Below are 23,077 nucleotides of genomic sequence, written 5' to 3'. Positions count from 1 at the left end.
CGGTATCGGCCGATCTTTTACCTGCCGCCGGCAAGGCCCCTGAACACGTCCAGGCTCGTCTCCAGGTACTGACGGTTCTTGGAGAACACCTCGAAGGTGACCGTCTTATCATATTTTGCCGCTTTGAGCGCGTTCACCACCTTGTGCCAGTCGATGTTGCCCATGCCCAGGGCCAGGTGAAGGTCGCCATCGACGCCGTGGCCGCCCTTGTTGTCGTGCACGTGGACGTGGTACAGCCTGTCCTTGAACGTGTCGATGAAGTCGGCGATGTTGGCGCCGCCCTTGCAGGAGATGTTGGCGTGGCCGACGTCGAGGTGGAACTTCGCCCTGGGCTCCAGCTCGAACAGCTTCTTGAAGTCATCGACGCTCTGGTCCACGTTCTCCACGGTGACCGGCATGCCGGACTTCTCCGCCCTGTCGCACAAAACACTCAGCCCTTCGGCCATATGGCGGATCATCTCGTCCCTGTGGTAGAGCCCGAACCGGGTGTGCATGTGCACCGTGACCAGCCTCGCCTCGACCTCTTCCGCGAAGCCGATGACGCCGATGACCTCGCTCAGGGTGGCGTCCCTAATGGGCTTATACGGGTTGCCCACGTTCCATCCCCAGGGCGTGTGGCAGGTGAAAAATATCCCGGCTTCGTCCCGGGCCTTTTTTATCTCGCCTGCCCGCGATAAAAGCTTCGAGGTAGTGAACTTGGGCCCCTCGGCGCTAATTTCCAGAAAGTCGAAGCCGGCATCCTTCGCGTAGTTGATCTCCTGCAGGATGTCGCTGTCGCCCTTCGGGTCGGCGAGCGTTCCGTAGTACATGATTTACAATCGGGCCTCAACGATATTAACGTTTTTCCGTTCCATAAAAGCCAAAGGATAATGCCCCGGCCCGGTATACTGTCGATGGTAATCTTCATGGAGTTCAGCCTTGATAACACGGAGATCGTGCTGGTCGCGGCCCCGGAGGGGTTCAGGGACGAGGAGCTGTTCGTGCCCGAGGACGTTTTTTCGGGGGTGGGCGCCTTCGTGCTCACGGCCAGCACGACTAAGAAGCCGATATACGGCTCGCAGGGCGGTTCGACGCTCCCCGACCTGCACATCGAGGACATCAAAGTCGACAGCCTGAACGCCCTGGTCATCGCCGGCGGGAAGGGCGCCCGGGAGCACCTGTGGCACAATGAGGCGCTGCTTCGAAAGGTCAGGGAGGCGAACGAGAAGGGCAAGGTCATCGGAGCTATCTGTATATCGGGCGCAATACCCGCTATCGCGGGCATCATGCGGGGCCGCAGGGGCACCGTATACCCCGATACCGGGGCGCTGGAAGTGCTGAAAGAGAACGGCGAGACCTACGTGAACGAGGGCGTCGTCGTAGACGGGAACGTGGTCACGGGGGCGGGGCCCACGTACGCTAAGGAGTTCGCCGAGACAATATTAGCGCTGCTAAAGGAAAGGCTGCCCGCTGCCGCTCAGATGTAGGGCTTCAGCTCCCTGTACCTTTTAAGGACGATGTCCTTGAAGTCCCGGGGCCTGCGGCGGATGCGGTCAGCCGTCTCCGCGTCCCCCAGGTACTCGAGCCAGGAGGCCACCCAGAGGGCCTCCGCGCCCGTGAAGGCGACCAGGTAGTCCTTCAGGTCATTAAAATTATTGAGCGGCTTACCGTTAAAGATGTAAGGGCTCTTGCCCTCGGGCCTGAACAGCCCGCGGGCCATGTCGTGCTTATCACCGTCGGCCATGCAGAAGCCCCTCGTATATGCTCAGCGTTTCCCTGGCCGCCTTATCCCAGGTGAAGTACTCCAGGACCCTTTTCCGGGCGGCCTGTCCCCAGGCCTTCATGCGGCCCTCGTCCCTTAATGCCTCCAGGATGCCCCATGCGATATCCGCCGGCGAGTTCCCGTCGACGTGCACCCCGGTCCTTTCGGGGCCCGAGTTGACCACCTGCTCCTTGAGGCCTGATACGCCGCTCGCCCCGACCACGATGGGCTTTTCCATGGCCATGGCCTCCAGGCTCACGATGCCGAACGGCTCATATAATGACGGGAAGACGCAGAGGTCCGAGGCCGCGTAATGGAGTATACGCTCCTTTTCAGAAACGAACTCGAACCGGCAGGCGACGCTTTTTTCAAGGCCGAGCCGTGACACGAGGCTCCGGATGTCGTTCTCCTCGCCCCCGGTGCCCAGGATGACGAGCTTCGCCTCCGGGTGCTCCTTGAGCACGGCGGGCATGGCCTGCACCAGGTTCATGATGCCCTTGACCCAGTTGAGCCGTCCCACGAACAGTATCATCTTCTGGCCGTCCGCGATGCCATAGCGCTTCCTTAGCGCTTCGACTTCTCGCGGGACGGCTTTAGACGGGCCATACGTATCCGGGTCAATGCCATTCCAGACGACGTGGATCTTTTCGGCGGGCCAGCCGTGGCCGGCCAGGTCTTCCTTCATGGCATAGCTCACCGTGACTATATCGTCGGCAGTTGTGGCGCCCAGGTACTCGATATCGCCCACGGCCTTGCTCCCGCGCCCGCCGCTCCTGCCCCATTCTGTCGAGTGGACGTGGAACACGACGGGCAGGGATAGCTCGCCCTTCAGCGTGGGCGCGGCCATGGCGCCCATCCAGTCGTGGACGCAGGCCATGTCGAACTTAACCCCCTCCGCCCTCGTGAGCTGGTTGGCCAGCTTGGCACAGCACAGTATGTCATTGACCATGATGGAGCTGAAAAAGCGCAGCTGGCCTCCCCACGACCTTAGCTCGCCGTCCGAGATGACCTTCAGGAGGTCTGAGAAGTCGACCCCCAGGGGCCGGTGCACCGAGACGCCGTGGACCACCTCGCTGGTCTTCAGGCCGCCGTTGTTCATCGTGAACACGGCGACGTCGTGCCCTAGCCTCACGTACTCCCGGGTGATGTACTCTGCGTATGTGCCCAGGCCGCCCACCAGCCTCGGCGGGTACTCCCATGCGAAGAAGGCGATCCTCACGAATTAAGATTAATTTGTATTTATAAAATAATGGGGTCGGGTTTTAACGGCTATATTTCCCTTAAGCTTTTAGCCGCGCTTTCAGGGGTCACGGAGTTGATGTGGACCCTGGTATTGAGCTCGAAGCCGGCCTCAATGCCCAGCTTTGGGTAGATGCGCAGGTGCATGTGCACATCGTCGTCCACGGACTGGACGAACGCATAATTATACGGTGGGTCCGAGAGCAGCTTCGACAGCCTGGCGAGCACGTTCCTCGCCGTCACGGCGAAGTCGTCCCTCTCCTCGTCCGTCATCTCCGCCAGGTTCCTCCGCTTCCTCTTCGGGATGACCCAGGCCTCGTACGTGTAGCACGAGGCATAAGGGGCGATCGCCAGGGTGTGTGCCGTGTCCAGGATAGCCCTCGGCGAGCCCGACTCTTCCGCGATGACCCGGCCGTAGTCGAGGCCGCCCTGCTCTTTTATATTCTCCGGCACGATGGGGAGGGCGATGAGCTGGGAATGGGCGTGAGCGAGCGACGCCCCGGCCTCGCGGCCGTAGTTCCTGAAGAGAGAGATGTACCTGATGTAGGGTATGCCGGCGATCTCCGCGTAGCGGTCCTTATAAACGCGGAACAGGCGCTTAACTTCGCCGTCGGACATGAACTGGGGGTGATGGTCGTGCAGGGGGCTCTCTACGATGACCTCGTGGACGCCCGATGCCGTCATTCCCCTGCCGTCCATGAGCATGACGCCTTCCTGCTTTACGGCCGGGTACAGGTTTGGTATCACCCGGACGGTCCACCCTGTGAGGGGAGGCTTTCCGGGCTCGTCGGGCCTGTGGCTGTCGTCGAAGTAGCTCGCCTTGCTCGGGGGAGTCTTGTCCTCGCAGCCGGGGCAGAAGGAGCAGCCCTGCGCTCCCGCAGGGGGGTCCCGGGCCTTGATGAAGTCGCTGGGCCGCCTGGCTCGGTCGGTCGCGATGATCACCCATCGGTCGAGAAAATAGTCCCGGCGTAACTCGTTCATGAGCATTGTTTTGAGGCCGCGCCTAGATAAAGGTTATCGCATAGCGATTATCATAATTTAATGGATAGAGATTTATACGAAGTGTGCTATTGTATAGCACACACTGGAGCGGACGATGAGAGGCCACGGGATAGCGTTCGGCGCGGGCACGGTCATTAACGCCATCGCCACATATAAGGGGAGCGCCTTCGGCATCACATTAAAGACTGAGGCCGAAGTCACCCTGAGGGGCGACCTCGTTGAGGGCGAGATCGAGGGCGGCGGGGACACGAGGCTCATCGAGAGGGCCTGCGAGCTCGTGCTCGAAGAGTTCGATGTCGACTCCGGGGCGAAGATCAGAACTAAAAGCCAGGTGCCCCAGGCGAGCGGCCTGAAGTCCTCCAGCGCCGCGGCCAACGCCACCGTGCTTGCCACGCTGCGGGCCATAGGCAGGGATATGGAGCCCCTGGACATGGTGCGCCTCGGCGTGAGGGCGGCACTGGATACCGGCGTGTCCATCACGGGCGCCTTCGACGACGCGTGCGCCTCCATGCTGGGCGGGATCGTCGTTACTGATAACCGGAATAACGAGCTGCTGAAGCGGGAGCCCGTCGAGTCGGACGTCATCATCTATGCGCCCGATAAGAAGGCCTTTTCAAGCCAGACGAACGTCGCCCGGTCACGGGCCATCGGGCCCTGGGTGGACGCCGCGTTCGACATGGCCATGCGGGGCGAATACCGCAGGGCGATGACCCTGAACGGCTTCCTGTACACGGCCGCGCTCGGCTATAGCCCGGAGCCCATGATGGCGGCGCTAGAGCTGGGCGTCGACGCTGTGAGCCTTTCCGGCACGGGGCCTTCGTACGTGGCGCTGGCCTCCGGCGAGAAGCTCGAAGAGCTAAGGGCCGCCTGGTCGTCCTACCCCGGCAAAGTCATGATCACGAGAACGAACAACACAGGAGCTCATACGCTCAGGTGAGGTACATCATGTCCCTTGAAGAAGTCCGAGAGGAAGTTAAGAAAGTAGACCTCGAAATATTGCGCCTGCTGGCAAAGCGCATGCAGCTCGCGGGCCGTATCGTGGAGATCAAGAAGAAGGAAGGCATAGCCATTAACGATGATAAGCAGAATGAGCTCGTCGTGAAGCGGGCCATGGAGAAGGCGCTCGAGCTGGGCCTGGATACCGGGGCCGTGAAGGAGCTTTTCAAGGTCATCATCGATATGAGCATCAGCCGGCAGCATGAGCTCTCGGGCGAGGGCAGGCTTCCCTGAAACCTTTTCATTTGATATAAAATCTTAAAATATTACTACGAAGCCGTGTCTTGTCCTATAGCTAATGCAAATTTTCGTTTTCCGGTTATACATTCTTGGAGTGTCCTTTTCGCTGATGCGAATTCGAGCAACCACAGGGGCGCAGAGCGCACTGGAGTTCACAGAGTTTTTATTTAATAGTATGAGACACGGAGTACACGGAGCCCGGTTTATTGGTTTCCCTGGGGCACAGAGTTAATTGAGGCTCGGTTGACCAATAAACAATAATGCGGGTTTATTCTCAGCAGTGCCTCAATTAACTCTGTGCCCCAGGTAATTATAAACCCGTCTCCGTGCCCTCTGAGCCTCCATCTATAAAAAAACTCAGTGAACTCTGCGCTCTCCGTGCCCCTGTGGTTGAGGACACTCAACGACGGTATAACGTAAAAGCGCGTATAAAATACACATATATCAATCGTTTTGGGCAGGGATCACTTTACCTCGAGCCCCAACCCCCATATCGTTTTTAATACCTTTTGCAGCACCTCGTCGCTCCTGCCGGCGGGCACGCTGACGGTAAACCGGCAGGCGACAAAGTCAGGGCCGAGGGCGTCTGCTGTCTCGAAGCCTGCGCGCTTCACGCCGTCGATGTTCGACAGCGCCCACTGGAGGATCGAGGGGTCGGCGCCGATGGGCAGCTTCACCAGGATGTCCCGGCTCACGAGGGGCTCCTGGCAGGCGCGATCGCTGGCATCGCTGACGTCCTCGTACTTGAGAATGATAGTGCCGTCGGAAGTCTCCAGGGTGAAGTCGTCGGGCCCCGCGTGCTTCACGACCCCGTAGACGACCCGGCCGTCGAGCTCGAAGGCACGCTCCTTGCCCACGGCGTCCATGGCCCGAAGCCGGGGCTCCATATAGTCCCGGACGATGCGCTCGGAGCGCTTCCGGGCCCCTTCTGTATCGCCATAGTAGCGGGCGGCGGACCCGAAGTCCCGGGCGAAGCCCTCAAGGTCCCCGGCGTCCAGCTCCGACGATAGCTCCTCGCACGCCCCGACGAATGCCCTCCTGAGCTCGCCCGCGGGCCCGGACGACTGTATGAGCGCATAAAGCCCGGGGCTCTGGGACAGGACCCGGCCGAGCAGCTCTTTAGTGATCCCGTAGACGGGCGTCCGGAAGGCCGAGGCTTCATTTAAGTCCGCGTTCGACCTTTCGAGCGCGCGGCCCATGGCGACGTACATGAAATGGGTCAGGCCCTGGACGACGGCCATGTCCCTGTCGTGCCTCTCCGCAGTGGTCACGAGCACGCCGTAGCCGGCATCCTCGAAGAGGTCACGGATGATCGAAAACCAGCGCTCGCTCCGCTCCGTGGGCACGAGGGCAATGCTCATTCCCCGGCCGTCGGAGCCTGGGCCGAACAGCGGGTGGGCGCCGATGACCTCCACTCCCGGGGGCGAGTGCCGGAGCATAGACTCGACGGGCTTCACCTTGAGCGAGGACATGTCCATGAGCAGCGAGCCCTGCCTCATTTTTGGGGCGACCCCGGAGGCAACGTGCTCGACGGCGTCGATCGGGACCGACAGGACTACGATATCGAACGATCCTGCATCGCCAGGGCTCGATAATCCGACGCCGAGCGACCGCGCCACATCCGAGGCGTCCCGCCTCGAGCTGATGGACACCTCCATCCCGGAGTTCTTGAAAAGCGAGGTACACCACCGGCCCATCCCGCCGGCCCCGCCCACGACGAGCACCTTAAACGGCATCCCTGGCGCTCCTCTCCATGACGTCGAGCGGCGGCTTCACGCCCGTCCATATCTCGAAGGACAGGGCGCCCTGCCTTGCCAGCATGGTGATGCCGTCGATGGCCTTCGCCCCGGCCGCCTTCGCCTCCTTGAGGAGCTGTGTCTCCACAGGCTTATACACCAGGTCGAATACCGCCTGCTCAGGGCCGAGCATGGCGGCCGTGACCAGGGTCCGGTCCTCGCCCATGCCCACGGTGGTCGTGTTGACGATGACGTCCGAGATAGCCACCTTTTCGGCCAGCGAGTCCATGCCGGTGCCGAACACGTCGCCGTACTCCCGCATGTATGCGGCAAGGTCTGCCGCCTTGGGCGCGGTGCGGTTGGCGATGGTGACCGTTGCGCCTTCTTTTAATAGTCCGTATGTCACGGCCCTGGCGGCGCCCCCGGCGCCCATCACGAGCACGTTCCTGCCCTTCACCCTGACGCCGCTGTCCCTGAGCGATGCTATCGCTCCAGGGGCGTCGGTGTTGTACGCTTTGTTCGTATGAAAATCGATGGTGTTGGCGGCGCCGATGTCGCGGACGGCCTGGTCGGCCTCGACGAACCGTATGACGGCCTCCTTGTGGGGCACCGTGACGTTGAGGCCCCCGAATCCCAGGGCCCGGGCCCCGTTGACTGCCTCGTAGAGGTATCGGCCTTTGACGTGGAAGGGGGCATAATAGCAGTCCATGCCCAGGGCCTTGAAGGCCGCGTTGTGCATGGCCGGAGAAAGCGAGTGCGCGACCGGGTCGCCGATGACGCCGTACAACGTGATCATACGGTAAAAAATTCACGTTAAAAGAGATAAACCTATGTTACGTTTTTGGGTACTGCACATGAAGATAGTTATTGATCGGATAAGGAACCCACAATTTGCTCAAATACCTTATCGGGCGCCACGTTCCCGTCAACGACCTTCCAGTTCCCGAGGATGAGCAAAGCGCGGGAACGGTTCTTCTGCAGGTGAGGCAGCGTCTCGAACATCTCCTCGCTGTCCCCCCGCTTCTTGATGCGGCGGAGCGCCTCCTCGGGCGAGACGTCCAGGAAGAACATGTGAGGGGACTTCGGGAGCAGGAAGTTTACGACGGCGTAGACTGGCCTGATGATGGCCCTGGGCAGGTAGGCGCAGGCGAGCGTGTACCGGACGAAGATGACGTCCCGGTCCCCTCGGCAATATAGAATGATGGAGCGCACCACGTCCAGGCCGTAAAAGAACGTCGCGACGAGGCGCCAGAACGCGCCGCTCTTGACCAGCGAGCGCTTGGCGATGTGCCCGAAGGCGTTATCGCTCGCAGGATGAATCCGCAGCGCGACCTCCCGGCCGCTCTTAGAGAGGTACTCCTTCAGCTTATACGCCTGGGTATCCTTGCCCGAGCCGTCCAGGCCGTCAATAACGTAGAAACGCATCAGACCGCCCCGAACAATAGGAATAGGACGACCGCGGACAGCGGTATGGCCAGGTTATCCAGCCCTTTGGGCGTCACGCCCTCCACGACCATGATCACCAGGCCTATGGCGGCGGACATCCAGGCGGCGTCCTGCAGCGGCACGCCGTAATATACCATCCCCCCGACCAGGGAGAGGGCGGTGCCGGCGAACACGGCAAGGGAGCCCTCGATGCTCTTCTTATCGATGATCCGGTAGGGGTGGCGGCCGAACTTCCGGCCGATGACGGCCCCAAGGCCGTCCCCGTAAGCCAGGGGGAGCATGCCGACGGCCACGACCACGGGGCTCTTCGCGAAAAGCCCGGCGAGCACCGTGAACATCAAACAGTAATAAACCAGCCCCCACTCGTTCCCGGCGTCCGACGCCGATATGAGCGACAGCTTCCGGATGACCTTCCGGTACGCCTTACGGAAAAAGCTCTCCTCGCCAGGCACCACGGTAAGCTTGTTCAAGAAGTAAAGCTGCATCCTCTGCGTAATGAGCAGCGAGAACAGCAGGGCAGAGCCCGCGATGAGCACCTCCGCGTACCAATTATCGAAAAAGGCTAAAATGAACACGATGTTGCCCATCGCGATGTGCAGGATCTTCCTGCCCACGGCCCTGTCGCCCTTCCACAGCTTCTCAACGGCTAAAAAGATCAGGATGATATAGACATAGACCAGGACCCCGCCCAGCACGTCATGCAGGGAGAACCCGAGCAAGGCGTCACTTCCTCTGGATGGCCAGCACGCCGCCCGGGCATATCTCGACGCAGATGAAGCACTTGATGCACTTCGAGCCGAAGGCCGGCTTGCTGCCGAGCGCGATGTTCTTCGTTGGGCAGGCGTTCACGCAGAGGCCGCACTGCGTACAATTTCCAGCCAGCACGATGCGGGACGGGTCGATGGCGTTCATCTCCCGGCGGACCTCCTTTAGCGATACGATGTCCTGGCCGTAGATGCGCTTCGCGAGCGGATGGGCTATCCGGTTGAGGCGCTGGCTCGTCCAGGCGTCCTCCATGTACGGCATGACCTTGCCGAGGAGCGAGCTTTTGATCTTCACGCTGGCGCCCCGGGCGTTCCCGACGGTCCTCGGGTTGACGTCGCCCAGGCGTCGGGATGCGGCGATGCGCACCATCTCCACGTCATCCGGCTCGATCCCGATGACCCGGGCCGCCACCGCGTCCAGCGCCACCGCGTCCTTGCTGGCCAGGATCATGTTGGCCTGGTACGCCGATTTAGCCTCGGAGGGCCCGTAGTACGGGCCGGCGGGCCTCACCGACTGGGCGATGCTCGTGGCGTCCATTACATTTAAAACGATGCGGGGCTTGAGGAACTCGTAAAAATCCACCAATGGCCCGTCCAGGCCCAGGACGTGGACCTTCGGCCTGAACTCGGGCTGCACGAGCCCGAAAAGGTTCTTCATGCCTCCGGAAAGATGAGTGAGAAAGTGATGCTTAAGGACGGGTACGTTGATGATGGCGTCCACCTCGAGTGCCGGCCTCGCGATGGGCACTCTCTTCAGGGTCTTTGCCCCCGGCAGCGATATCTCGATGTGGCCGGCGCTCCAGTCGACGAGCTCTCCGCCCGCCTGCTCGATGGCGCGTATGCCGGACGCGTCGAACACCGTCTTCGGGTCCCACCCGAGAATAGGCAGGTCCCCGACTAGCGGTTTCGCCCCCTGCTCCGCGACCATCTTTACCAGGGCTACGACAACGTCGACGTTCGTGACCAGGCCGCTGCCCGAAGGCTTCGCACAGCTCAGGTTAGGCTTGATGAGGACGGTGCCGCTGACCTCGAGCCCCCCGGCGAGCTGGACCGCGTCGCTCACGGCCTTTGAAGGATCGCTGTTCTTAACGAGGGATACGAATGTCACTGCCTTTACTTCCTTAAAATACCTAAGATATGTAGATGATATAAAAAGCTTTTTTAATTTTGGTTAAGCGATGGAAAATAAGCAGTTAAAATAAAAGGCGAGAAATGGAGAAAAACGTTTTTATGCGGCTGTTTCGACACGCCAGGTGGTGCTCTTGGAATAGCTCCACTTCTCTATGAGCAGGTCCTTGCACTCGTCCGAAAGGATCTTCATGTTAGTGCCGACCTCCTTCGGGCTCATGCCAAGGTCCCTCGCGATGTACTTGGACTTAAAGAACTGCTTCCCTTCCTTTAAGCCGTTCTTAAGGTACTCGATGATGACTTCCTGGCTGTGGTTATACTTATCCTTTAGCTGTAGTTTCTTTAACATGGTCTTCTTTCCTTCCCCTCTGAATGTTATTATGTACCAGCAAGTATATATAACCTTCGACTCTCGCAAAATTTTTTTGATTTTTCGGGCCGCTGAAGTAATGATATTGTCTTTTATATATAAATGGATAGCGCGCAGAAGCCATGCAAGAGACCGACATTCCCTTAAAAGCATACAAAAGCTTTTTAGGGCATCAACATATTATGTTCGTCTTGATTTCAATGAAGAAGGCCGACGAATCGAAGAAACAAAAGGCCCCCGCGAAAACGGAAGATAATAAGGGCTCTCCGGAAGAGCCCGAAAGCAACCTGGGGCCGTTCGAGAAGCTCAAGTGGCCCGAGCTTCCGACCAAACAGGCCATCGGCATACCGCTGGCCGTACTGGCCATAGCGCTATTGATCACGGGCTTCACGTACTTCACCGTAGGGTCGCCCCTGCACCTGGGGCTGGACTTCCAGGGCGGCACGCTGGTCACCCTGAAGACGGACAAGACGGATGCCGCGCTCCAGGGCGAGTTCTCGCAGTACCCGCTCAGCCTGATCACCCGGGACCCGTCGGGCACGGTCTCGATCCGGTTCAGCTCGATGGAGCAGGCGCAGCTCGACTCGCTAACGGCGTACCTCGCTAATGCGTACCCGGACGCCTCACTGGAGCATACGGGAAGCACCTTCAGCGCCACCAACCAGAGCCAGGCAGTAATAGCCATCGTGGCCGCCTTCATCCTGATGGCGCTCGTAATATTCATCATCTTCAGGGACTTCGTCCCATCCATCGCGGTCATCACGTCGGCGTTCTCGGACATCATGATCGCCGTGGCGCTCATGAACATATTCGGGATCGAGCTGACGTTCGGGACGTTCGCCGCCCTGTTAATGTTGATCGGCTACTCGGTGGACACCGATATTTTGCTGACGACCAAGGTGCTAGGAGAGCGGAAGTACCTGGACAAGAAGATCACGTCCTGCCGGGCCACGGGCCTGACAATGACCGGCGCGGCCATCGTCGCCTTCCTGGTGCTCCACATCGTGGCGAGCTACGGGTACCTCGTCGGGTTCTCCACCATACCGGTGCTCGCGAACATCTCGACGGTCATGATCTTCGGCCTGATCGCGGACCTCATGAACACCTGGTTCCTGAACGCCGGCCTGTTGAAATGGTACATGGAATCTCCGCAGGGGAGGGCAAAATATGCCTGAGAAGCCGCAGGGAACGTGGACGAAGCTGCTCACCGACTACCGCGTGATCCTCCTGGTCATCGCCCTGTTACTATCGATCATCTTCCTGGGGCCGAGCTACTCGAACGGCCAGCTTACGACCAATCTGAAGTTCGGGCTGGACTTCGAGGGAGGCTCCTTCGTCAAGCTCAAGCTGGTCAACAACACCACGCCGACCATCAGCGACAAGACGCTCGAGGATACCAAGGCCATACTGGAGAATAAGATCAACAGCTACGGCCTCAAGAACACGCCCGTCAACACGGTAAGGGACGACTCGGGCAACGCGTACGTGCTCATCGACTTCGCGGGCATCCCGTACGAGGAGGCCATGTCCATCGTGGGCAAGCAGGGCAAGTTCGAGATGAGGATCCAGACCCAGGGCAACGAGTCGGCCTTCATACTCGACGGCAGCGAAGTTCAGGGCGTTTCAGACCCGACCTCCGAGCTGTCCGGCACGGAGACGGCCTGGGGCGTGACATTCAGCCTGACAAAGGCAGGCGCGGAGAAGTTCCAGCAGGCCGCCATCCAGTACGGGGCCACGACCGCCCCGGAGGAACACTATATCATGATGATCCTGGACGGTAAAGTGTTCTACTCGAGGCCCCTCTCGTCCGAGCTGGCGAACAGCCTGAAGACGAAGCAGGTGGACCAGATGGTCGCCATGACCGGGACTGGCGACGAGGGCAAGGCCATCGCGAAAGAGGTGGCCGTCCACATGAAGGGCGGCTCGCTGCCTGTCAGCGTCCAGGTGGTCAGCTCAGGGCAGGTGCCCGCCGAGCAGGGCGCCACGTTCAAGACCATGGTCATCATCGGCATGATCCTGGCCCAGGCCGCCATCGGCCTCATCATGTACCTGCGCTACCGGGAGCCCAGGATCATACTACCCATGTTCCTGACCTCGATATTCGAGGTGGTCATACTCCTGGGCGTGGCGGCGTTCATCAACTGGGAGATCGACCTTCCCTCGGTGGCCGGCATCATCGCCGTGATAGGCACTGGAATAGACCAGCTTATCATCATCACGGACGAGGTCATGGCCACGGGCAGGGCGCCCACCACGAAGAAGATCCTCCAGAAGCTGTCGTCGGCCTTCAAGATCATCGTGTCCTCCGCGGCCACGGTGGTCGTGGCCATGATACCGCTCTGGTACATGGGCTTCGGCGCGCTCAAGGGGTTCGCCATCACGACGATCCTGGGCGTGTTCATCGGCATCCTCATAACGAGGCCCGCCTACGGCAGGATCATCGGCGACATCTTAAGTAAGTAGGGCAGCCCCCTACTTTCCCTCTTTTTTAAGCGTGCTAAATGTTAATATCCTAAAAAGCATACAGCTAAGCTTATGAGCGACGAGGCTACAAAGCTCATTGAGTGCCCCCTCGAGTACTCGCTGAGCGATGACGGCGGCGCCATCAGCAGCGGCGCCGCGGTGGGGCGCATCGACGAGGAGAACGTATCGATCGTCCCGAAGCTGGGCGAGGCCATACTCTTTTCGCCCCGCGAGATACTGGAGTTCGCCGAAGGCGACTATTCTATCAATTTACTATTGACGTCGAAGGAAAAGCTCGCCATCACGAAGCTGGGCATCAACTTCGAGAACTTTTCCCGCATACTCTCGAAGGCCAGGAACGACGTGGTCATGAAGGACATGCTCATGCAGGAGAGCCTGGTGCTGGGAGGCCTGAAGGGCTTCTACGAGTATGAGGGAAGATCGGGCGGCTGCGAGCTGCGCCTGTTCGAGGCAGGGCTGGTGCTCGCAGTCGAGCGGGGCGAGCCCTTGCGATTCCAGTACAGCAACATCGCCGGCATCGCGGAAGGCGACTACTCGCTCACGCTCACAATGGAGAGCGGCGAAAAGCTGACCATCTCCAGGATGGGCGGCCGGCACGAGCCCTTCAAGAAGGCCCTGAACGACGCCATGAACACGCTCACCCTGAAGACGCAGGAACTGATAAAAGGCTTCACCCCGGGCATCGACTCGTCCTCGCTCAGGAGGGCGGCCAGGCTCATGAGGGACGGCAAGGCTGCGAGGAAGGCCGACCTGGACGCCATATCCCCGGCCATTTGGCGCGGCCTGGAGAAGAAGATCGAGGAGGTCGGCATCCTGGAGGAATATAAGTTCATCGGGACGCTGGCGCAGAAGGACAGGATGTGCGCCGGGTTCAAGAGAGGCCTGATGGGCGACGTCACGGGCGACTACGTCTGGATCCTGGCCCCGGTACCCGCCTCGAACGCCATGATCCTGGAGGCGGTGACGGTCGGCGAGGGCGAGACAGTGGAGCCCCTCCAGTCAGCGGCGGAAGGCGAGGCCACCGAAGAGGAGCCGAAGGACGAGGAAGTGAACAAGAGCGGCGGGCGCTGGGCGACGTACGTGTTCAGCATCGTGCCCAGGAGCCAGTACCCGGCAGCGGACATGGACGCCGCGGCGGACGCCTTCATCAGGTCCCTGAACGACTGCATGCTCTCCATCAACTTCAGGAGGGAGCCGATATTTACTTCAGACGAGGACCTGGAGCTTCCGAGGAACATCAAGTACTGGTACTCCGTGCAGAAGCTGCCCCTGCTTCGCGAGCTGCGGAGCCACTTCGTGGGGCGGGCCATCCACGTCAACAAGGCGCAGTGGCAGAAGGCTGTCCGGGCTGTTCTGGAGTTCAACGTGAAGTCTAAGGACGACCGGGCGAAATACACGAAGTAAGGCAAGACCTTAAGCTTTTATATTTTGGAGGGTAAGAGGGATTACTATGGCCGGTTATAAGCAGCCCTGCCGGTACTGCGGCAAGCTGGTGCCACCCGACGCCAGGATATGCCCGTACTGCGGCAAGGGAACGCCCATCGGGTCGCTAAAGTGCCCCCGGTGCAGGGACAATATCGAGAAGGACTATGCGGTATGCCCGCACTGCGGGCTGTCGCTCCAGACGGCGTGCCCCGTGTGCGGCAAGCAGACCTTCTTCGGGGATAACTGCGAAGTGTGCGGCGCCTCGCTCAAGGTGACCTGCCCCAAGTGCGGCACGGTGCAGCCCGCGGTGGGCCCGAATTGCTCGAAATGCGGTAAGCCATTGAAAAAGTAAAACGGAGGGAGCATAATGGTAGAGTTTCAATCATTTACGAAGAACTACGAGGACCTGTGCACCGAGGCGGGGTTCCAGTTCATCTTCAAGTGCGACATCTGCGGCGACGGATACAAGTCGAAGTTCATCGAGTCGAAAACGTATAAAAAGGCCAACCTGTTCAACATGTTCGGCAAGGCCGTGCAGATCGGCGCCGACCTGGCCGGCGCCTCCAGGATAGGCAACGCCGCCAGCCGGGGAGCGGACCTGATGCACAACCGCCACTCGGGCATGACCCCCGAATGGCACAAGGAGTACGAGGTCGCCTTCGAGGAGGCCCAGAACGAGGCCAAAGGCCACTTCCACCGCTGCCCCAAGTGCCGGCAGTACGTGTGCGATGCCGACTGGAACGAGGACGACGGCATGTGCGTCGAGGATGCGCCGAGGGAGAACGTCGAGGTCACGGCGGCACGGGCCGAGCGCATGAAGCAGGAAATACAGGAGAAGGCCCAGAAGGCCAGCGTGTTCCACGGCGAGATCGAGCGGCGCACTACTACCTGTCCTGCCTGCGGCAAGCCCGCCGGCGAGGGCAAGTTCTGTAACAATTGCGGCGCCCCGTTAGGCATGGCCGTGTGCCCGAAGTGCGGCAACAAGGTGGCCCTCGGGACAAGGTTTTGCGGCGAGTGCGGCATGAAGATGCCGTAAGCGCCTTATTTCGTCCTTTTTTTAGCGATCTCTCCGAGCGACGGGCAGAAGCTATCCTCTTTCAGCAGCCTGCTGTCCGTGTATTTGCCGATGTAGTAGGGGAACTTTTCGCATACCCGTGGCTTCGTGTCCTGTATGGCGCACGCCGCCCTGCCTTCCACATACTGGAGGAATGTGCAGCCGCGATCCTTGCGTTTCACGTACACGGCGCACTCCAGCAGCCCCGTCACGTATAGAAGCTCAAAAAAGCGCTCGTCATCGACCCCGGCGCCCGAGAGGAACGACCTGGCCTCCTCCTTTGCGGCCTCGACGGCATCCCGGCGCATCGCGAGCAGCGGCGTCCTCCGGCGGTCCACGACAAGGCGCTCGAGTATGTCCGCCCTCTTCTGCCCGACCCAGCGCTTCACGTCGCCATGGCAGACGGAAATGAAGCGGATCGAGGAGCAGCATCGCCCGCATCGCAGGCACTCGAACTCGGGAAGCTCCACCGCCTCCCGGTCTCCCAGGAGGCGGGCACTATCGGGGAAAAGCTCGCATATGCGGGATAGCTGATCCAGGTCCTCCCGGCCTGCACGGCCATAGAGAAGCGGGTTATCGTTAAAAAAGCGCAGCAAATCCTCAGAGACCATAGAGACCACTCAGACATGGTTTCGAGAGGCGGCTTATTAGCCTTTTGGTTTCTTAGACGTGGGCCCTGTACATGACCACCAGGCTGGCGAGAAGCCCGAAGCCCAGTAACAGGAAAGCGCCGGCCTGCGGGTTTATTTCGGGCAGCGTGATGTCGCCGATATGGCCGGCATAGCTGGCGGCCACGGCTGCGAGGGCTATGATCAGCACGACGAAGATGAGGCTAGCGGTGGACGCAGTGACAACACCAAGTCTCATTGTATATTCACAATAATATAATAAGTGGATGGATAGTAAGGCCTTATGGAGTAAATTCAATAGCTATGAGGGCCGAAATTCGCGGTTTGCACGGCTTTGGCCCGGTATTTGGCCGTTTATAGACTAGCGTATGATAAAGACCGAGCAGCAGGCGTCCTGCACCACCCTGGCCGAGACGCTTCCCAGCGGCCTCTTCCTGCCCTCGCACTTCCCCGACGCGCCCAGGATGACGGCGTCCGCCCCGATCTTGTCCGCCGTCCTGACGATCGCCTCCGCGGGCTCCCCCGCCTCCAGCATGGTCGTGATGCCTACCTCCCTGGAGAGCGCCTTCTGCTTGATGCCCTGTACCGTTTCCTTGCCTTCCGCGTAGGCGGCCTTCTGGTCCCTGCCAGGGCTGAGCGCGTACACGACGAAGAGTGCCGCCCTGTACCTGGACGCGTAGTCTATGGCGTAATCAATGGCCCTGTCGGTGTGGGGCATGCCATCGGTGGCGAGTAGTACCTTCATCAGTGAGACATTGGCCTGTTTCGCTTTATATTTGTGGCGGGTTTACCGCGCTAAACATATCATGGCACTATGGCAGGCAAACTTTTTTGAAAAAAAAGCTTTCCTCCAGCCTTTCAAAAAACTTTTTTGGTGCCGCCTCCTCCGGAGGCGGAAAAATATTTTAAGGATAGTGTGGCGGGCCCGATGGGATTTGAACCCATGGCATGCGGATTAAGAGTCCGCCGCTCTGCCTGACTGAGCCACGGGCCCAAGACACAAAAGCGGCGCCATAATGCCACCATTCCGGTGCGGCGCAGCGAACCTTTTATAGTCTCATCTAGGATATATACATTGCGGTATATAGCCAGCCACGCCCGCCCGCACAAAGTTTATCAACATCCATCACAACTATCGCACCTTTTAAAGAAAGACAAAAAAACGAGAACGGAGGGCTAATCGTACAGGCAAGACAGCTCGGCGAGCTCCCGCCGCTACACAAACAAAAATACTTGTACATCATCCTCGGCGGAGGCAGCATAGGCGTCGCTCTGGCACGGGAACTGACACGATCCCGGAAAGACTTCCTCATGGTCGACGCGGACCCGGCCAGGGTAGAGGCGCTACGGGAGCAGGACTACGAGGCCGTGGAGGGCGACATCGGCTCATACAGGATACTACAGGAGCTGCCCCTTAAGGGCGTCGAAGGCATATTCATCCTCAGCTCCAGCCAGGCCGCCAACGTCAAGGCCCTCGAATTCGTGAAAAGCCAGTCGCCCGCGCCGTTCGTCATGGCCAGGGCCGTCGACCTGCTCACCATCGACGAGCTCTACAGGGCCGGCGCCGACATCGTGCTCCACCCGCCCACCATCGTCGCCGACGAGGCGCTCAACGAGCTACAGAAGATGGAGCTCAGGGGGGCGGCGTGGCAGCTCATGAGCTACATAAAAACACTGGATCCGGACCAGCGCATAGGCATCGTGGTGCACGACAACCCCGACTCCGACGCGTTCGCCAGCGCGCTCTGCCTCCGTACCATGGCCGAGAGCCTGGGCAGGAGCGCCGACATCCTCTACTACGGCACCATCGGCCACCACGAGACCCGGGCCTTCGTGAACCTTTTAGACATACCGCTCATCCACATTACTAACGGGATCCCCGACAGGTACTCCGTCATCGCGCTGGTGGACTGTAACACGCCGGGGAAGAACAACTCCCTCCCGCGGGGCACCCGGGTCAACGTGATCATCGACCACCACCCGCCTCCCGACGGGATCGAGCCGGGCGCGGACTTCGTGGACATCAGGCCCGACGTGGGGGCGTCGTCCACCATGATGACCAGGTACCTGCAGGAGCTCGACTTCGAGCTGACGAGCAACCTGGCGACCGCGCTATTATACGGCATCCGGACCGACACGAACGAGTTCAAGCGGAACACCTCGGCCGCCGACCTCAACGCGGCCGCATACCTCTACGGGTTCGTGGATAAGGACCTCTTATCCCAGATCGAGACGCCGTCCATGTCCCCGGAGGCGATGGACGTCCTGGGCGTCGCCATCCGGAACAAGAAGATCGAGGGTAGCTACCTCATCTCGAACGTCGGCTTCATCCACGACCGTGATACCCTGCCCCAGGCCGCCGACTATTTGCTGAAGCTGGAGGGCATCTCCACGGTGCTCGTGTTCGGCATCACCGAGGACCGCATATTCATTTCCGCCAGGAGCAAGGACATCCGCATCAACATAGGGGACGCCGTCCAGAAGGCCTTCGGCGAGATCGGCTCGGCCGGCGGCCACCAGAAGACCGCCGCGGCGCAGATCCCCCTAGGCGTGTTCAGCGGCGTCAAGGACCGGGCCATCCTGATGAAGCTGACCGAAGAGGCCGTGACCCGCCGGTTCCTTGCCGCCGTTGGGATGGAAGGCCAGGGCGAGTGAGAAGCTACTCTAAGATTTAATAAGTTGCTCGAAGACTTTTTCAGCTACGAAGCGGCTCGAAGCGTGCCTGAAACTACACGAAGACATAATAAAATTATTTTAAAAAGGCTTAGAGAACTTTGAGCCAGCTTCGTGTCGCTTTGAGGCTGAAAAAGTCTTCGAGCATCCTTAACCGGTTTAGAGAGGCTTAAGATTATTTTTTAGGCTTCTTGCTATACCGGGCGTACTCGAGCACGACGAGCAGCAGGATCACCATCAGGCAGCCGGCAAAGAACCACAGGCCCGTGTGCTGGACGATGGGCACGACGCTCTGGCTCGCCTGGTCCCAGACGCTCCTCGCGACCTCCGCCGTGGGAACCGGGGGCGGGTATGCCACCACGGGCACAGCCGACGCGGTGGGCGATGCAGCGGAGTTCATCAGGTACGTGCCGCCGGCGCTCTTCGAGGCCTCGTCCAGGACGGGCGAGTAAGAGTTCTGCGTCAGTGGCACCAGGTACTCTACCAGGACGGAGGCGACGGCCACGATGGGCAGGACGATGATGTACCGCCTCAGGGCGTCCATGACGGCCCCGGCGCCGGACTTCCCGGGCAGGATGATGATGGCGCGGTTCATGGCCTCGTAGAGCTTGACCTCGCGGCCCTTCTCGCTGTACTTCGTCCGGGCGATCCTGACCAGCCCGGCCTCCATGAGCTTCTCGATGTTATACTGGGCCGTGGTGAGCGGTATGCTCAGCCTCTCCGCCACGCCCGACGTGGACATGGGGCCGTCCGCCAGCAGCTCCATGATCTCCATGGCCGTGTCGTTGGATACGGTCTGGGTGATCGCCTTTGACTTCTTGCCTAACGGCACTACGAGGAACTTTTCATCATCCGCCATATGGTTGAACTATTAATATGGCATCATTAATCTCTTTTTCTATAACTACGAAAGGATTTGGAGTTAAAAATAGAAAAGGGAGGCCGATTGGCCCTCCTTTGTTCGTTTGTGGTGTTTTAACGCTTCCTGAGGAAGAGTGCCGTGCCGGAGAGGGCGACGAGCGCGAGCACTGCCTCAAATCCCGGGATGCCGAACAGCCCGCCGCTGCCACTGGGCTTGGGCGTCGGGGTGGGGGTCGGGGTCGCGAGCATTAGCTGGGACATGATAGCGTTAATGTGGGTCTCCTGCTGGTAGGCGGTGAAGTCCACTTTCTCCTGGTAGTTCTTGCCGCTGACGGAGGCCGTCACGACCGCCTGGTAGAGGCCGTAGGGCAGGTTCTTGATCTCGATCTTGCCGTTCATGTCGGTGACCGCGGTCGCCTTGACCCCTGGCAGCACTGTGCCGTCGGTCTGGTTGCGCTCATAGATCGTCACGTTGGCGCCCTGGACGCCTATGGCGCGGTCCAGTAGATTGCCGCTCTGCACCGTGCCGGTGAGGTCGGTGACCCACGAGTCCATGGCCAGGTCAAGCACGATGGCTTCGGCCTTGGCGGCCTCGCCGGCCTTCTGGGCGGGCACGATGTGGACGAGCGCATATGCCGTCCTGTCGTTAAGCTCGGCCTTCACTACGTAGTTAAAGGTCTTGGATGAGTCGTAGGGCACGTTCGTGAAGGAGAACGACCCGGTGCCGGTGCTCCCGTCCTTCGTGGTGACGGTCTTCATGGGCGAGTTCCCCATGTTCTTGCCGTCCCAGGAGTATAGCTGCACTTTCGCGCCGCCCATGGGCAGGGCGCCGCTGTATACGTATCCGTTGATGTTCACAACTTGCGTGCTCTGCGCCATGCCGGCAGGCACGAAGAAGGCTATCGCCACCATAGCCAGTACGATTAATCCGATCCTCTTCACTCAGATTCCCTCTGCTTTTTCGATGTTATCAATTGTAAAGAAAGGAGCATATATAGCTTTTCTCACAATCGTTCAATTTTATAACCTTTACCTACTTTCTAGTATAAACATTTGCCGCTGTTCGATTTAGTAAAAAAGGCCTCTTTATAGGGTGGTTTGCCTGACGGGGGATAGGTCTGCCAGCGTGCATGCCTCCCGGCCGTTCCTGTTCAGGAACCCGGCGAAGCTGATCGAGTTGCCCATCTCCGGGTGGTACACGATCACGAACTTGGGGTCCACCTTCTCCACGAGCTCCCGCAGCCCGTTAAAGTCGATGTGGTCGCTGAGGCAGATACACGGGTGATCGTAGTAGTGCTGGCCCGTGAGAACGTACTTCTTCATGCCGTAGGGCAGCCGGTCCAGGCTCCAGGGGGACGTGATGCACAAGCCGCCGTCGAACTCCCCCAGCCTGCCGATCTCGCCCGCCTCGTCTCCCAGGAGGTGCCTGGTCAGGGTGAGCGCGCTCCGGTCCATCTCGATGGGGCGCTCGTCCCCGAGTTCCCTGATCAAAGAAACGGCCCGCTGCGCCTTGCCGAACGAGTACGCGCCGAAGCCCACGCGGCGCTCGCCGAGCGCGGCCTCGAAGGCGTCGTAGTCGTCCTGGAAGATACACGAAAGATCGCCCGGGTTGCCGTAGGTCGCCTCCATGACGAGCAGGTCGCACTTCGGCAGGTCCCGGTAGTCTTTTATGTCGCCTGTCACGAGGGTTTTGATGCCCACCTCGTTCTCCCAGGAGAATGCGGTCGAGCCGATCGAGTGGTAAGTATTGAACGTCTTCACCTTCACTCCGCCGACATCGAGGGAGTCGCCGACCTTAAATCTGGTCCCTTCGAAGCGCAGGTCATGCCTCAGCTCCAGGGCCACGGCCGTCTTATCGGAGGCGATGGACTTCTTCGAGAGCATGGCCGACTTGCCGTAGTGGTCGGTGTGGGCGTGGGTGATCAAAAAGTGCTGGTCGTCGTTCCGGGAGAGCCTCGTCGTGTCGATGCCGAAGGTGAGGTCGTTCCCGCCCGCCCTGAAGGATAGCGATAGGTGGGGCTTGCACTTGCCCCCGGAGGTCTTTCTCCGGAGGGCGGTAAAGCCCATATCGCCGAGTCTCCTGGTCGCGTCCATCGGGTGACCGTTATTCTCCTGATACTATTTACTCTTTGTGGGATTGGGTGAAAAAAAGTGGCTACGAGTGGTCGTTTTGCTCAGGGCCGCCGGCTCAGGAAGGACAGCGGGCCCCAGTTAAGCTCCAGGTCGACCTCCCTGCGGATGGCGTCCAGGGTGGCCTCGCTCCCGAAGAGCTTCAGCTTGCCGTCGACGGTGACGATGGGCACCCTCAGGCCGTTCTTCCGGATGCAGTCGGCCACTTCGGGGTAGCCCTTCATGACGTCGGAGAACACGTTGACAAGAGAAACCTCGACCCGGTCGCCGTAAGCGTCTAAAAGCGCTTTCACCGTGCCGTCGTCCTGGCGGTGGGCCTGGCCCCCGCAGGAAGAATAATTAGAGCATTCGCTGCAGCCAGCTTCCGGGTAGTACCCGAATAATTTAACGTCCACCTTTCGCGCCATGTGTACTGTTATAGGCCTCATGCCGGGGCAAAAACTTTTCCATCGCGACGTATGGGCGCCAGAGCTCCATGCGGTCGCAATGGGGCGATAAAATTTTTCCTCCAGGTGCGGCGGTTAAAAAATAAAACAAGAAATATAAAAACATTTTTTGGGAAAATAATATAAATTTGTAGTTATTTTTCGATAAAAAGCCCACTTCTGTGCATTTATTTCGATTAACGCAATATTTAAGACATAAAAGGATTCTGGTATTTACTATGGCAAAAATATCTCCCTCAGAGGAGCTTGTGGTAAATATCAGGGAGTTATGTGGCGACACCATCGCCAACGATTACGTCAACATGATGAACCAGGTCAGCCAGCCCAGGTTCAGCGCTATTAAAAACACCTTCAAGGACTCGACATCTGTCTTTATAATGGCTTGCGCCAACAGCAATATTCTTTATAAGGACTTGAGGGAAGCGGGCTTGAAGCTCGGGATAGCTAGCGTGGAGACGTTCTCCAGGCGGATATATGAGATGCGCCGGGCAGGGCTCATCTACACGGAGTCGATGCATAACAAGGGGCCTGGTAGGCCAAAGCTAAGGCTAAGATTCAATCCGAACGCATTCAAGGAAATGTTCAACATGGACCCGGGCACGCTGCTTACGGCCCATCCGGAAGAACACAAAGTAGTAATTTAAAGGAATATGCGATGTGTGCCCCCTCATCGCCATATTCCTAAAAACGATTGCCCCCCAATAATAACCCCC

Annotated in this window: 27 protein-coding genes and 1 tRNA gene; 10 read left to right on the top strand and 18 right to left on the bottom strand. The window is 59.5% G+C overall.

Annotation, left to right across the window (positions count from 1 at the left end; genetic code table 11):
- Positions 1-17: 17 nt before the first annotated feature.
- Positions 18-809 (bottom strand): sugar phosphate isomerase/epimerase family protein, encoded by a 792-nt coding sequence (locus MCP_RS00915; RefSeq protein WP_012898927.1) that lies wholly within the window; start codon positions 807-809, stop codon positions 18-20.
- 84 nt (positions 810-893) lie between these two features.
- Between MCP_RS00915 and MCP_RS00910 the strand changes: the two genes are divergently transcribed.
- On the top strand, positions 894-1,466 hold the full coding sequence (locus MCP_RS00910; RefSeq protein WP_231845126.1) for a DJ-1/PfpI family protein: 573 nt from the start codon (positions 894-896) through the stop codon (positions 1,464-1,466).
- Here MCP_RS00910 and MCP_RS00905 read toward each other — a convergent pair.
- From MCP_RS00905 to MCP_RS00895, 3 genes are read right to left on the bottom strand one after another with little or no spacing between them, the layout of a single operon-like run.
- Complete coding sequence (locus tag MCP_RS00905; RefSeq protein ID WP_012898925.1) at positions 1,457-1,723, bottom strand: hypothetical protein; 267 nt, start codon at positions 1,721-1,723, stop codon at positions 1,457-1,459. The two genes, MCP_RS00910 and MCP_RS00905, sit on opposite strands and share 10 nt — an antisense overlap.
- Positions 1,710-2,960 carry a glycosyltransferase family 4 protein gene (locus MCP_RS00900; RefSeq protein ID WP_012898924.1) on the bottom strand — a complete coding sequence of 417 codons (1,251 nt, stop codon included), beginning with the start codon at positions 2,958-2,960 and terminating at the stop codon, positions 1,710-1,712. Before MCP_RS00900 ends, MCP_RS00905 begins: the two co-directional genes overlap by 14 nt.
- Before the next feature lie 50 nt (positions 2,961-3,010).
- Positions 3,011-3,961, bottom strand: coding sequence for a galactose-1-phosphate uridylyltransferase (locus tag MCP_RS00895; protein ID WP_012898923.1), 951 nt, complete (start codon positions 3,959-3,961; stop codon positions 3,011-3,013).
- A gap of 115 nt (positions 3,962-4,076) precedes the next feature.
- Here MCP_RS00895 and MCP_RS00890 point away from each other — a divergent pair, with 115 nt between their 5' ends.
- Both MCP_RS00890 and MCP_RS00885 read left to right on the top strand, forming a co-directional pair.
- Positions 4,077-4,919, top strand: a complete 843-nt coding sequence (locus tag MCP_RS00890; RefSeq protein WP_012898922.1) for a shikimate kinase — start codon at positions 4,077-4,079, stop codon at positions 4,917-4,919.
- Positions 4,920-4,927: 8 nt separating this feature from the next.
- On the top strand, positions 4,928-5,212 hold the full coding sequence (locus tag MCP_RS00885; protein WP_012898921.1) for a chorismate mutase: 285 nt from the start codon (positions 4,928-4,930) through the stop codon (positions 5,210-5,212).
- Between the two features lie 470 nt (positions 5,213-5,682).
- On the opposite strand, the gene MCP_RS00880 is transcribed toward MCP_RS00885, so the two are convergent.
- From MCP_RS00880 to MCP_RS00855, 6 genes are all read right to left on the bottom strand, one after another.
- Positions 5,683-6,954: a prephenate dehydrogenase/arogenate dehydrogenase family protein gene (locus MCP_RS00880; protein ID WP_012898920.1), complete on the bottom strand. Its 1,272-nt coding sequence runs from the start codon at positions 6,952-6,954 to the stop codon at positions 5,683-5,685.
- Entirely contained in the window at positions 6,944-7,750 is an 807-nt protein-coding gene (gene aroE, locus MCP_RS00875) for a shikimate dehydrogenase (RefSeq protein WP_012898919.1), read from the bottom strand. The genes MCP_RS00880 and aroE overlap by 11 nt, the downstream gene beginning before the upstream one ends.
- 68 nt (positions 7,751-7,818) lie before the next feature.
- Entirely contained in the window at positions 7,819-8,379 is a 561-nt protein-coding gene (locus MCP_RS00870) for a thymidylate kinase (RefSeq protein ID WP_012898918.1), read from the bottom strand.
- Positions 8,379-9,119 carry a diacylglycerol/polyprenol kinase family protein gene (locus MCP_RS00865; protein ID WP_012898917.1) on the bottom strand — a complete coding sequence of 247 codons (741 nt, stop codon included), beginning with the start codon at positions 9,117-9,119 and terminating at the stop codon, positions 8,379-8,381. Before MCP_RS00865 ends, MCP_RS00870 begins: the two co-directional genes overlap by 1 nt.
- A 4-nt stretch (positions 9,120-9,123) precedes the next feature.
- A complete protein-coding gene (locus MCP_RS00860; protein WP_012898916.1) occupies positions 9,124-10,272 on the bottom strand; it encodes a DUF362 domain-containing protein in 1,149 nt (382 codons plus the stop codon).
- A 120-nt stretch (positions 10,273-10,392) separates the two neighbouring features.
- Complete coding sequence (locus tag MCP_RS00855; protein WP_012898915.1) at positions 10,393-10,641, bottom strand: DUF7123 family protein; 249 nt, start codon at positions 10,639-10,641, stop codon at positions 10,393-10,395.
- Positions 10,642-10,844: 203 nt separating this feature from the next.
- On the opposite strand from MCP_RS00855, the gene MCP_RS00850 reads away from it, so the two are divergent.
- The 5 genes from MCP_RS00850 to MCP_RS00830 all read left to right on the top strand — a co-directional run bounded on the left by MCP_RS00850 (position 10,845) and on the right by MCP_RS00830 (position 15,607).
- A complete protein-coding gene (locus tag MCP_RS00850) occupies positions 10,845-11,837 on the top strand; it encodes a protein translocase subunit SecF (protein ID WP_231845125.1) in 993 nt (330 codons plus the stop codon).
- Complete coding sequence (locus MCP_RS00845; protein ID WP_012898913.1) at positions 11,830-13,125, top strand: preprotein translocase subunit SecD; 1,296 nt, start codon at positions 11,830-11,832, stop codon at positions 13,123-13,125. The genes MCP_RS00850 and MCP_RS00845 overlap by 8 nt, the downstream gene beginning before the upstream one ends.
- Positions 13,126-13,197: 72 nt before the next feature.
- The gene (locus MCP_RS00840; protein ID WP_012898912.1) at positions 13,198-14,550 is read left to right on the top strand and encodes a hypothetical protein; all 1,353 of its coding nucleotides are present in this window, start codon (positions 13,198-13,200) and stop codon (positions 14,548-14,550) included.
- Positions 14,551-14,596: 46 nt separating this feature from the next.
- Positions 14,597-14,923, top strand: coding sequence for a double zinc ribbon domain-containing protein (locus MCP_RS00835; protein ID WP_012898911.1), 327 nt, complete (start codon positions 14,597-14,599; stop codon positions 14,921-14,923).
- Between the two features lie 15 nt (positions 14,924-14,938).
- Positions 14,939-15,607, top strand: a complete 669-nt coding sequence (locus MCP_RS00830) for a zinc ribbon domain-containing protein (RefSeq protein ID WP_012898910.1) — start codon at positions 14,939-14,941, stop codon at positions 15,605-15,607.
- 5 nt (positions 15,608-15,612) lie between these two features.
- Here MCP_RS00830 and MCP_RS00825 read toward each other — a convergent pair whose 3' ends face one another.
- The 4 genes from MCP_RS00825 to MCP_RS00810 form a co-directional block, all read right to left on the bottom strand.
- Positions 15,613-16,236, bottom strand: coding sequence for a YkgJ family cysteine cluster protein (locus tag MCP_RS00825; protein ID WP_128859877.1), 624 nt, complete (start codon positions 16,234-16,236; stop codon positions 15,613-15,615).
- 52 nt (positions 16,237-16,288) lie between these two features.
- A complete protein-coding gene (locus MCP_RS00820) occupies positions 16,289-16,492 on the bottom strand; it encodes a hypothetical protein (RefSeq protein WP_128566948.1) in 204 nt (67 codons plus the stop codon).
- 123 nt (positions 16,493-16,615) lie between these two features.
- Positions 16,616-16,999 (bottom strand): universal stress protein, encoded by a 384-nt coding sequence (locus MCP_RS00815; RefSeq protein ID WP_012898907.1) that lies wholly within the window; start codon positions 16,997-16,999, stop codon positions 16,616-16,618.
- A 172-nt stretch (positions 17,000-17,171) separates the two neighbouring features.
- Positions 17,172-17,248: transfer RNA gene (locus tag MCP_RS00810), tRNA-Lys, on the bottom strand.
- A gap of 239 nt (positions 17,249-17,487) precedes the next feature.
- Between MCP_RS00810 and MCP_RS00805 the strand changes: the two genes are divergently transcribed.
- Positions 17,488-18,909 (top strand): DHH family phosphoesterase, encoded by a 1,422-nt coding sequence (locus MCP_RS00805; protein WP_012898906.1) that lies wholly within the window; start codon positions 17,488-17,490, stop codon positions 18,907-18,909.
- A gap of 193 nt (positions 18,910-19,102) precedes the next feature.
- Here MCP_RS00805 and MCP_RS00800 read toward each other — a convergent pair whose 3' ends face one another.
- The 4 genes from MCP_RS00800 to MCP_RS00785 form a co-directional block, all read right to left on the bottom strand.
- Positions 19,103-19,786: an ArsR/SmtB family transcription factor gene (locus MCP_RS00800; protein WP_012898905.1), complete on the bottom strand. Its 684-nt coding sequence runs from the start codon at positions 19,784-19,786 to the stop codon at positions 19,103-19,105.
- Between the two features lie 116 nt (positions 19,787-19,902).
- A complete protein-coding gene (locus MCP_RS00795; protein ID WP_012898904.1) occupies positions 19,903-20,730 on the bottom strand; it encodes a SpaA isopeptide-forming pilin-related protein in 828 nt (275 codons plus the stop codon).
- A gap of 144 nt (positions 20,731-20,874) precedes the next feature.
- The gene (locus MCP_RS00790; RefSeq protein WP_012898903.1) at positions 20,875-21,882 is read right to left on the bottom strand and encodes a hypothetical protein; all 1,008 of its coding nucleotides are present in this window, start codon (positions 21,880-21,882) and stop codon (positions 20,875-20,877) included.
- An 80-nt stretch (positions 21,883-21,962) separates the two neighbouring features.
- Positions 21,963-22,325, bottom strand: coding sequence for a hypothetical protein (locus MCP_RS00785; protein WP_012898902.1), 363 nt, complete (start codon positions 22,323-22,325; stop codon positions 21,963-21,965).
- A 287-nt stretch (positions 22,326-22,612) separates the two neighbouring features.
- Here MCP_RS00785 and MCP_RS00780 point away from each other — a divergent pair, with 287 nt between their 5' ends.
- A complete protein-coding gene (locus MCP_RS00780; RefSeq protein WP_231845124.1) occupies positions 22,613-23,008 on the top strand; it encodes a transcriptional regulator TbsP domain-containing protein in 396 nt (131 codons plus the stop codon).
- Positions 23,009-23,077 lie beyond the last annotated feature (69 nt).

The sequence above is a fragment of the Methanocella paludicola SANAE genome, assembly GCF_000011005.1.
In the GTDB taxonomy this organism is placed as follows: domain Archaea; phylum Halobacteriota; class Methanocellia; order Methanocellales; family Methanocellaceae; genus Methanocella; species Methanocella paludicola.
The sequence above is the reverse complement of the archived record's forward strand: the minus strand, read 5'-3'. Positions and strand labels throughout refer to the sequence as shown.

Bases quoted from the DNA above. Each gene is read 5' to 3' on its own strand.
- MCP_RS00915 (WP_012898927.1), bottom strand. From the start codon at position 809: ATGTACTACGGAACGCTCGCCGACCCGAAGGGCGACAGCGACATCCTG.
- MCP_RS00910 (WP_231845126.1), top strand. From the start codon at position 894: ATGGTAATCTTCATGGAGTTCAGCCTTGATAACACGGAGATCGTGCTG.
- MCP_RS00905 (WP_012898925.1), bottom strand. From the start codon at position 1,723: ATGGCCGACGGTGATAAGCACGACATGGCCCGCGGGCTGTTCAGGCCC.
- MCP_RS00895 (WP_012898923.1), bottom strand. From the start codon at position 3,961: ATGAACGAGTTACGCCGGGACTATTTTCTCGACCGATGGGTGATCATC.
- MCP_RS00890 (WP_012898922.1), top strand. From the start codon at position 4,077: ATGAGAGGCCACGGGATAGCGTTCGGCGCGGGCACGGTCATTAACGCC.
- MCP_RS00885 (WP_012898921.1), top strand. From the start codon at position 4,928: ATGTCCCTTGAAGAAGTCCGAGAGGAAGTTAAGAAAGTAGACCTCGAA.
- MCP_RS00880 (WP_012898920.1), bottom strand. From the start codon at position 6,954: ATGCCGTTTAAGGTGCTCGTCGTGGGCGGGGCCGGCGGGATGGGCCGG.
- aroE (WP_012898919.1), bottom strand. From the start codon at position 7,750: ATGATCACGTTGTACGGCGTCATCGGCGACCCGGTCGCGCACTCGCTT.
- MCP_RS00870 (WP_012898918.1), bottom strand. From the start codon at position 8,379: ATGCGTTTCTACGTTATTGACGGCCTGGACGGCTCGGGCAAGGATACC.
- MCP_RS00855 (WP_012898915.1), bottom strand. From the start codon at position 10,641: ATGTTAAAGAAACTACAGCTAAAGGATAAGTATAACCACAGCCAGGAA.
- MCP_RS00850 (WP_231845125.1), top strand. From the start codon at position 10,845: ATGTTCGTCTTGATTTCAATGAAGAAGGCCGACGAATCGAAGAAACAA.
- MCP_RS00845 (WP_012898913.1), top strand. From the start codon at position 11,830: ATGCCTGAGAAGCCGCAGGGAACGTGGACGAAGCTGCTCACCGACTAC.
- MCP_RS00840 (WP_012898912.1), top strand. From the start codon at position 13,198: ATGAGCGACGAGGCTACAAAGCTCATTGAGTGCCCCCTCGAGTACTCG.
- MCP_RS00835 (WP_012898911.1), top strand. From the start codon at position 14,597: ATGGCCGGTTATAAGCAGCCCTGCCGGTACTGCGGCAAGCTGGTGCCA.
- MCP_RS00830 (WP_012898910.1), top strand. From the start codon at position 14,939: ATGGTAGAGTTTCAATCATTTACGAAGAACTACGAGGACCTGTGCACC.
- MCP_RS00825 (WP_128859877.1), bottom strand. From the start codon at position 16,236: ATGGTCTCTGAGGATTTGCTGCGCTTTTTTAACGATAACCCGCTTCTC.
- MCP_RS00820 (WP_128566948.1), bottom strand. From the start codon at position 16,492: ATGAGACTTGGTGTTGTCACTGCGTCCACCGCTAGCCTCATCTTCGTC.
- MCP_RS00815 (WP_012898907.1), bottom strand. From the start codon at position 16,999: ATGAAGGTACTACTCGCCACCGATGGCATGCCCCACACCGACAGGGCC.
- MCP_RS00800 (WP_012898905.1), bottom strand. From the start codon at position 19,786: ATGGCGGATGATGAAAAGTTCCTCGTAGTGCCGTTAGGCAAGAAGTCA.
- MCP_RS00790 (WP_012898903.1), bottom strand. From the start codon at position 21,882: ATGGACGCGACCAGGAGACTCGGCGATATGGGCTTTACCGCCCTCCGG.
- MCP_RS00785 (WP_012898902.1), bottom strand. From the start codon at position 22,325: ATGGCGCGAAAGGTGGACGTTAAATTATTCGGGTACTACCCGGAAGCT.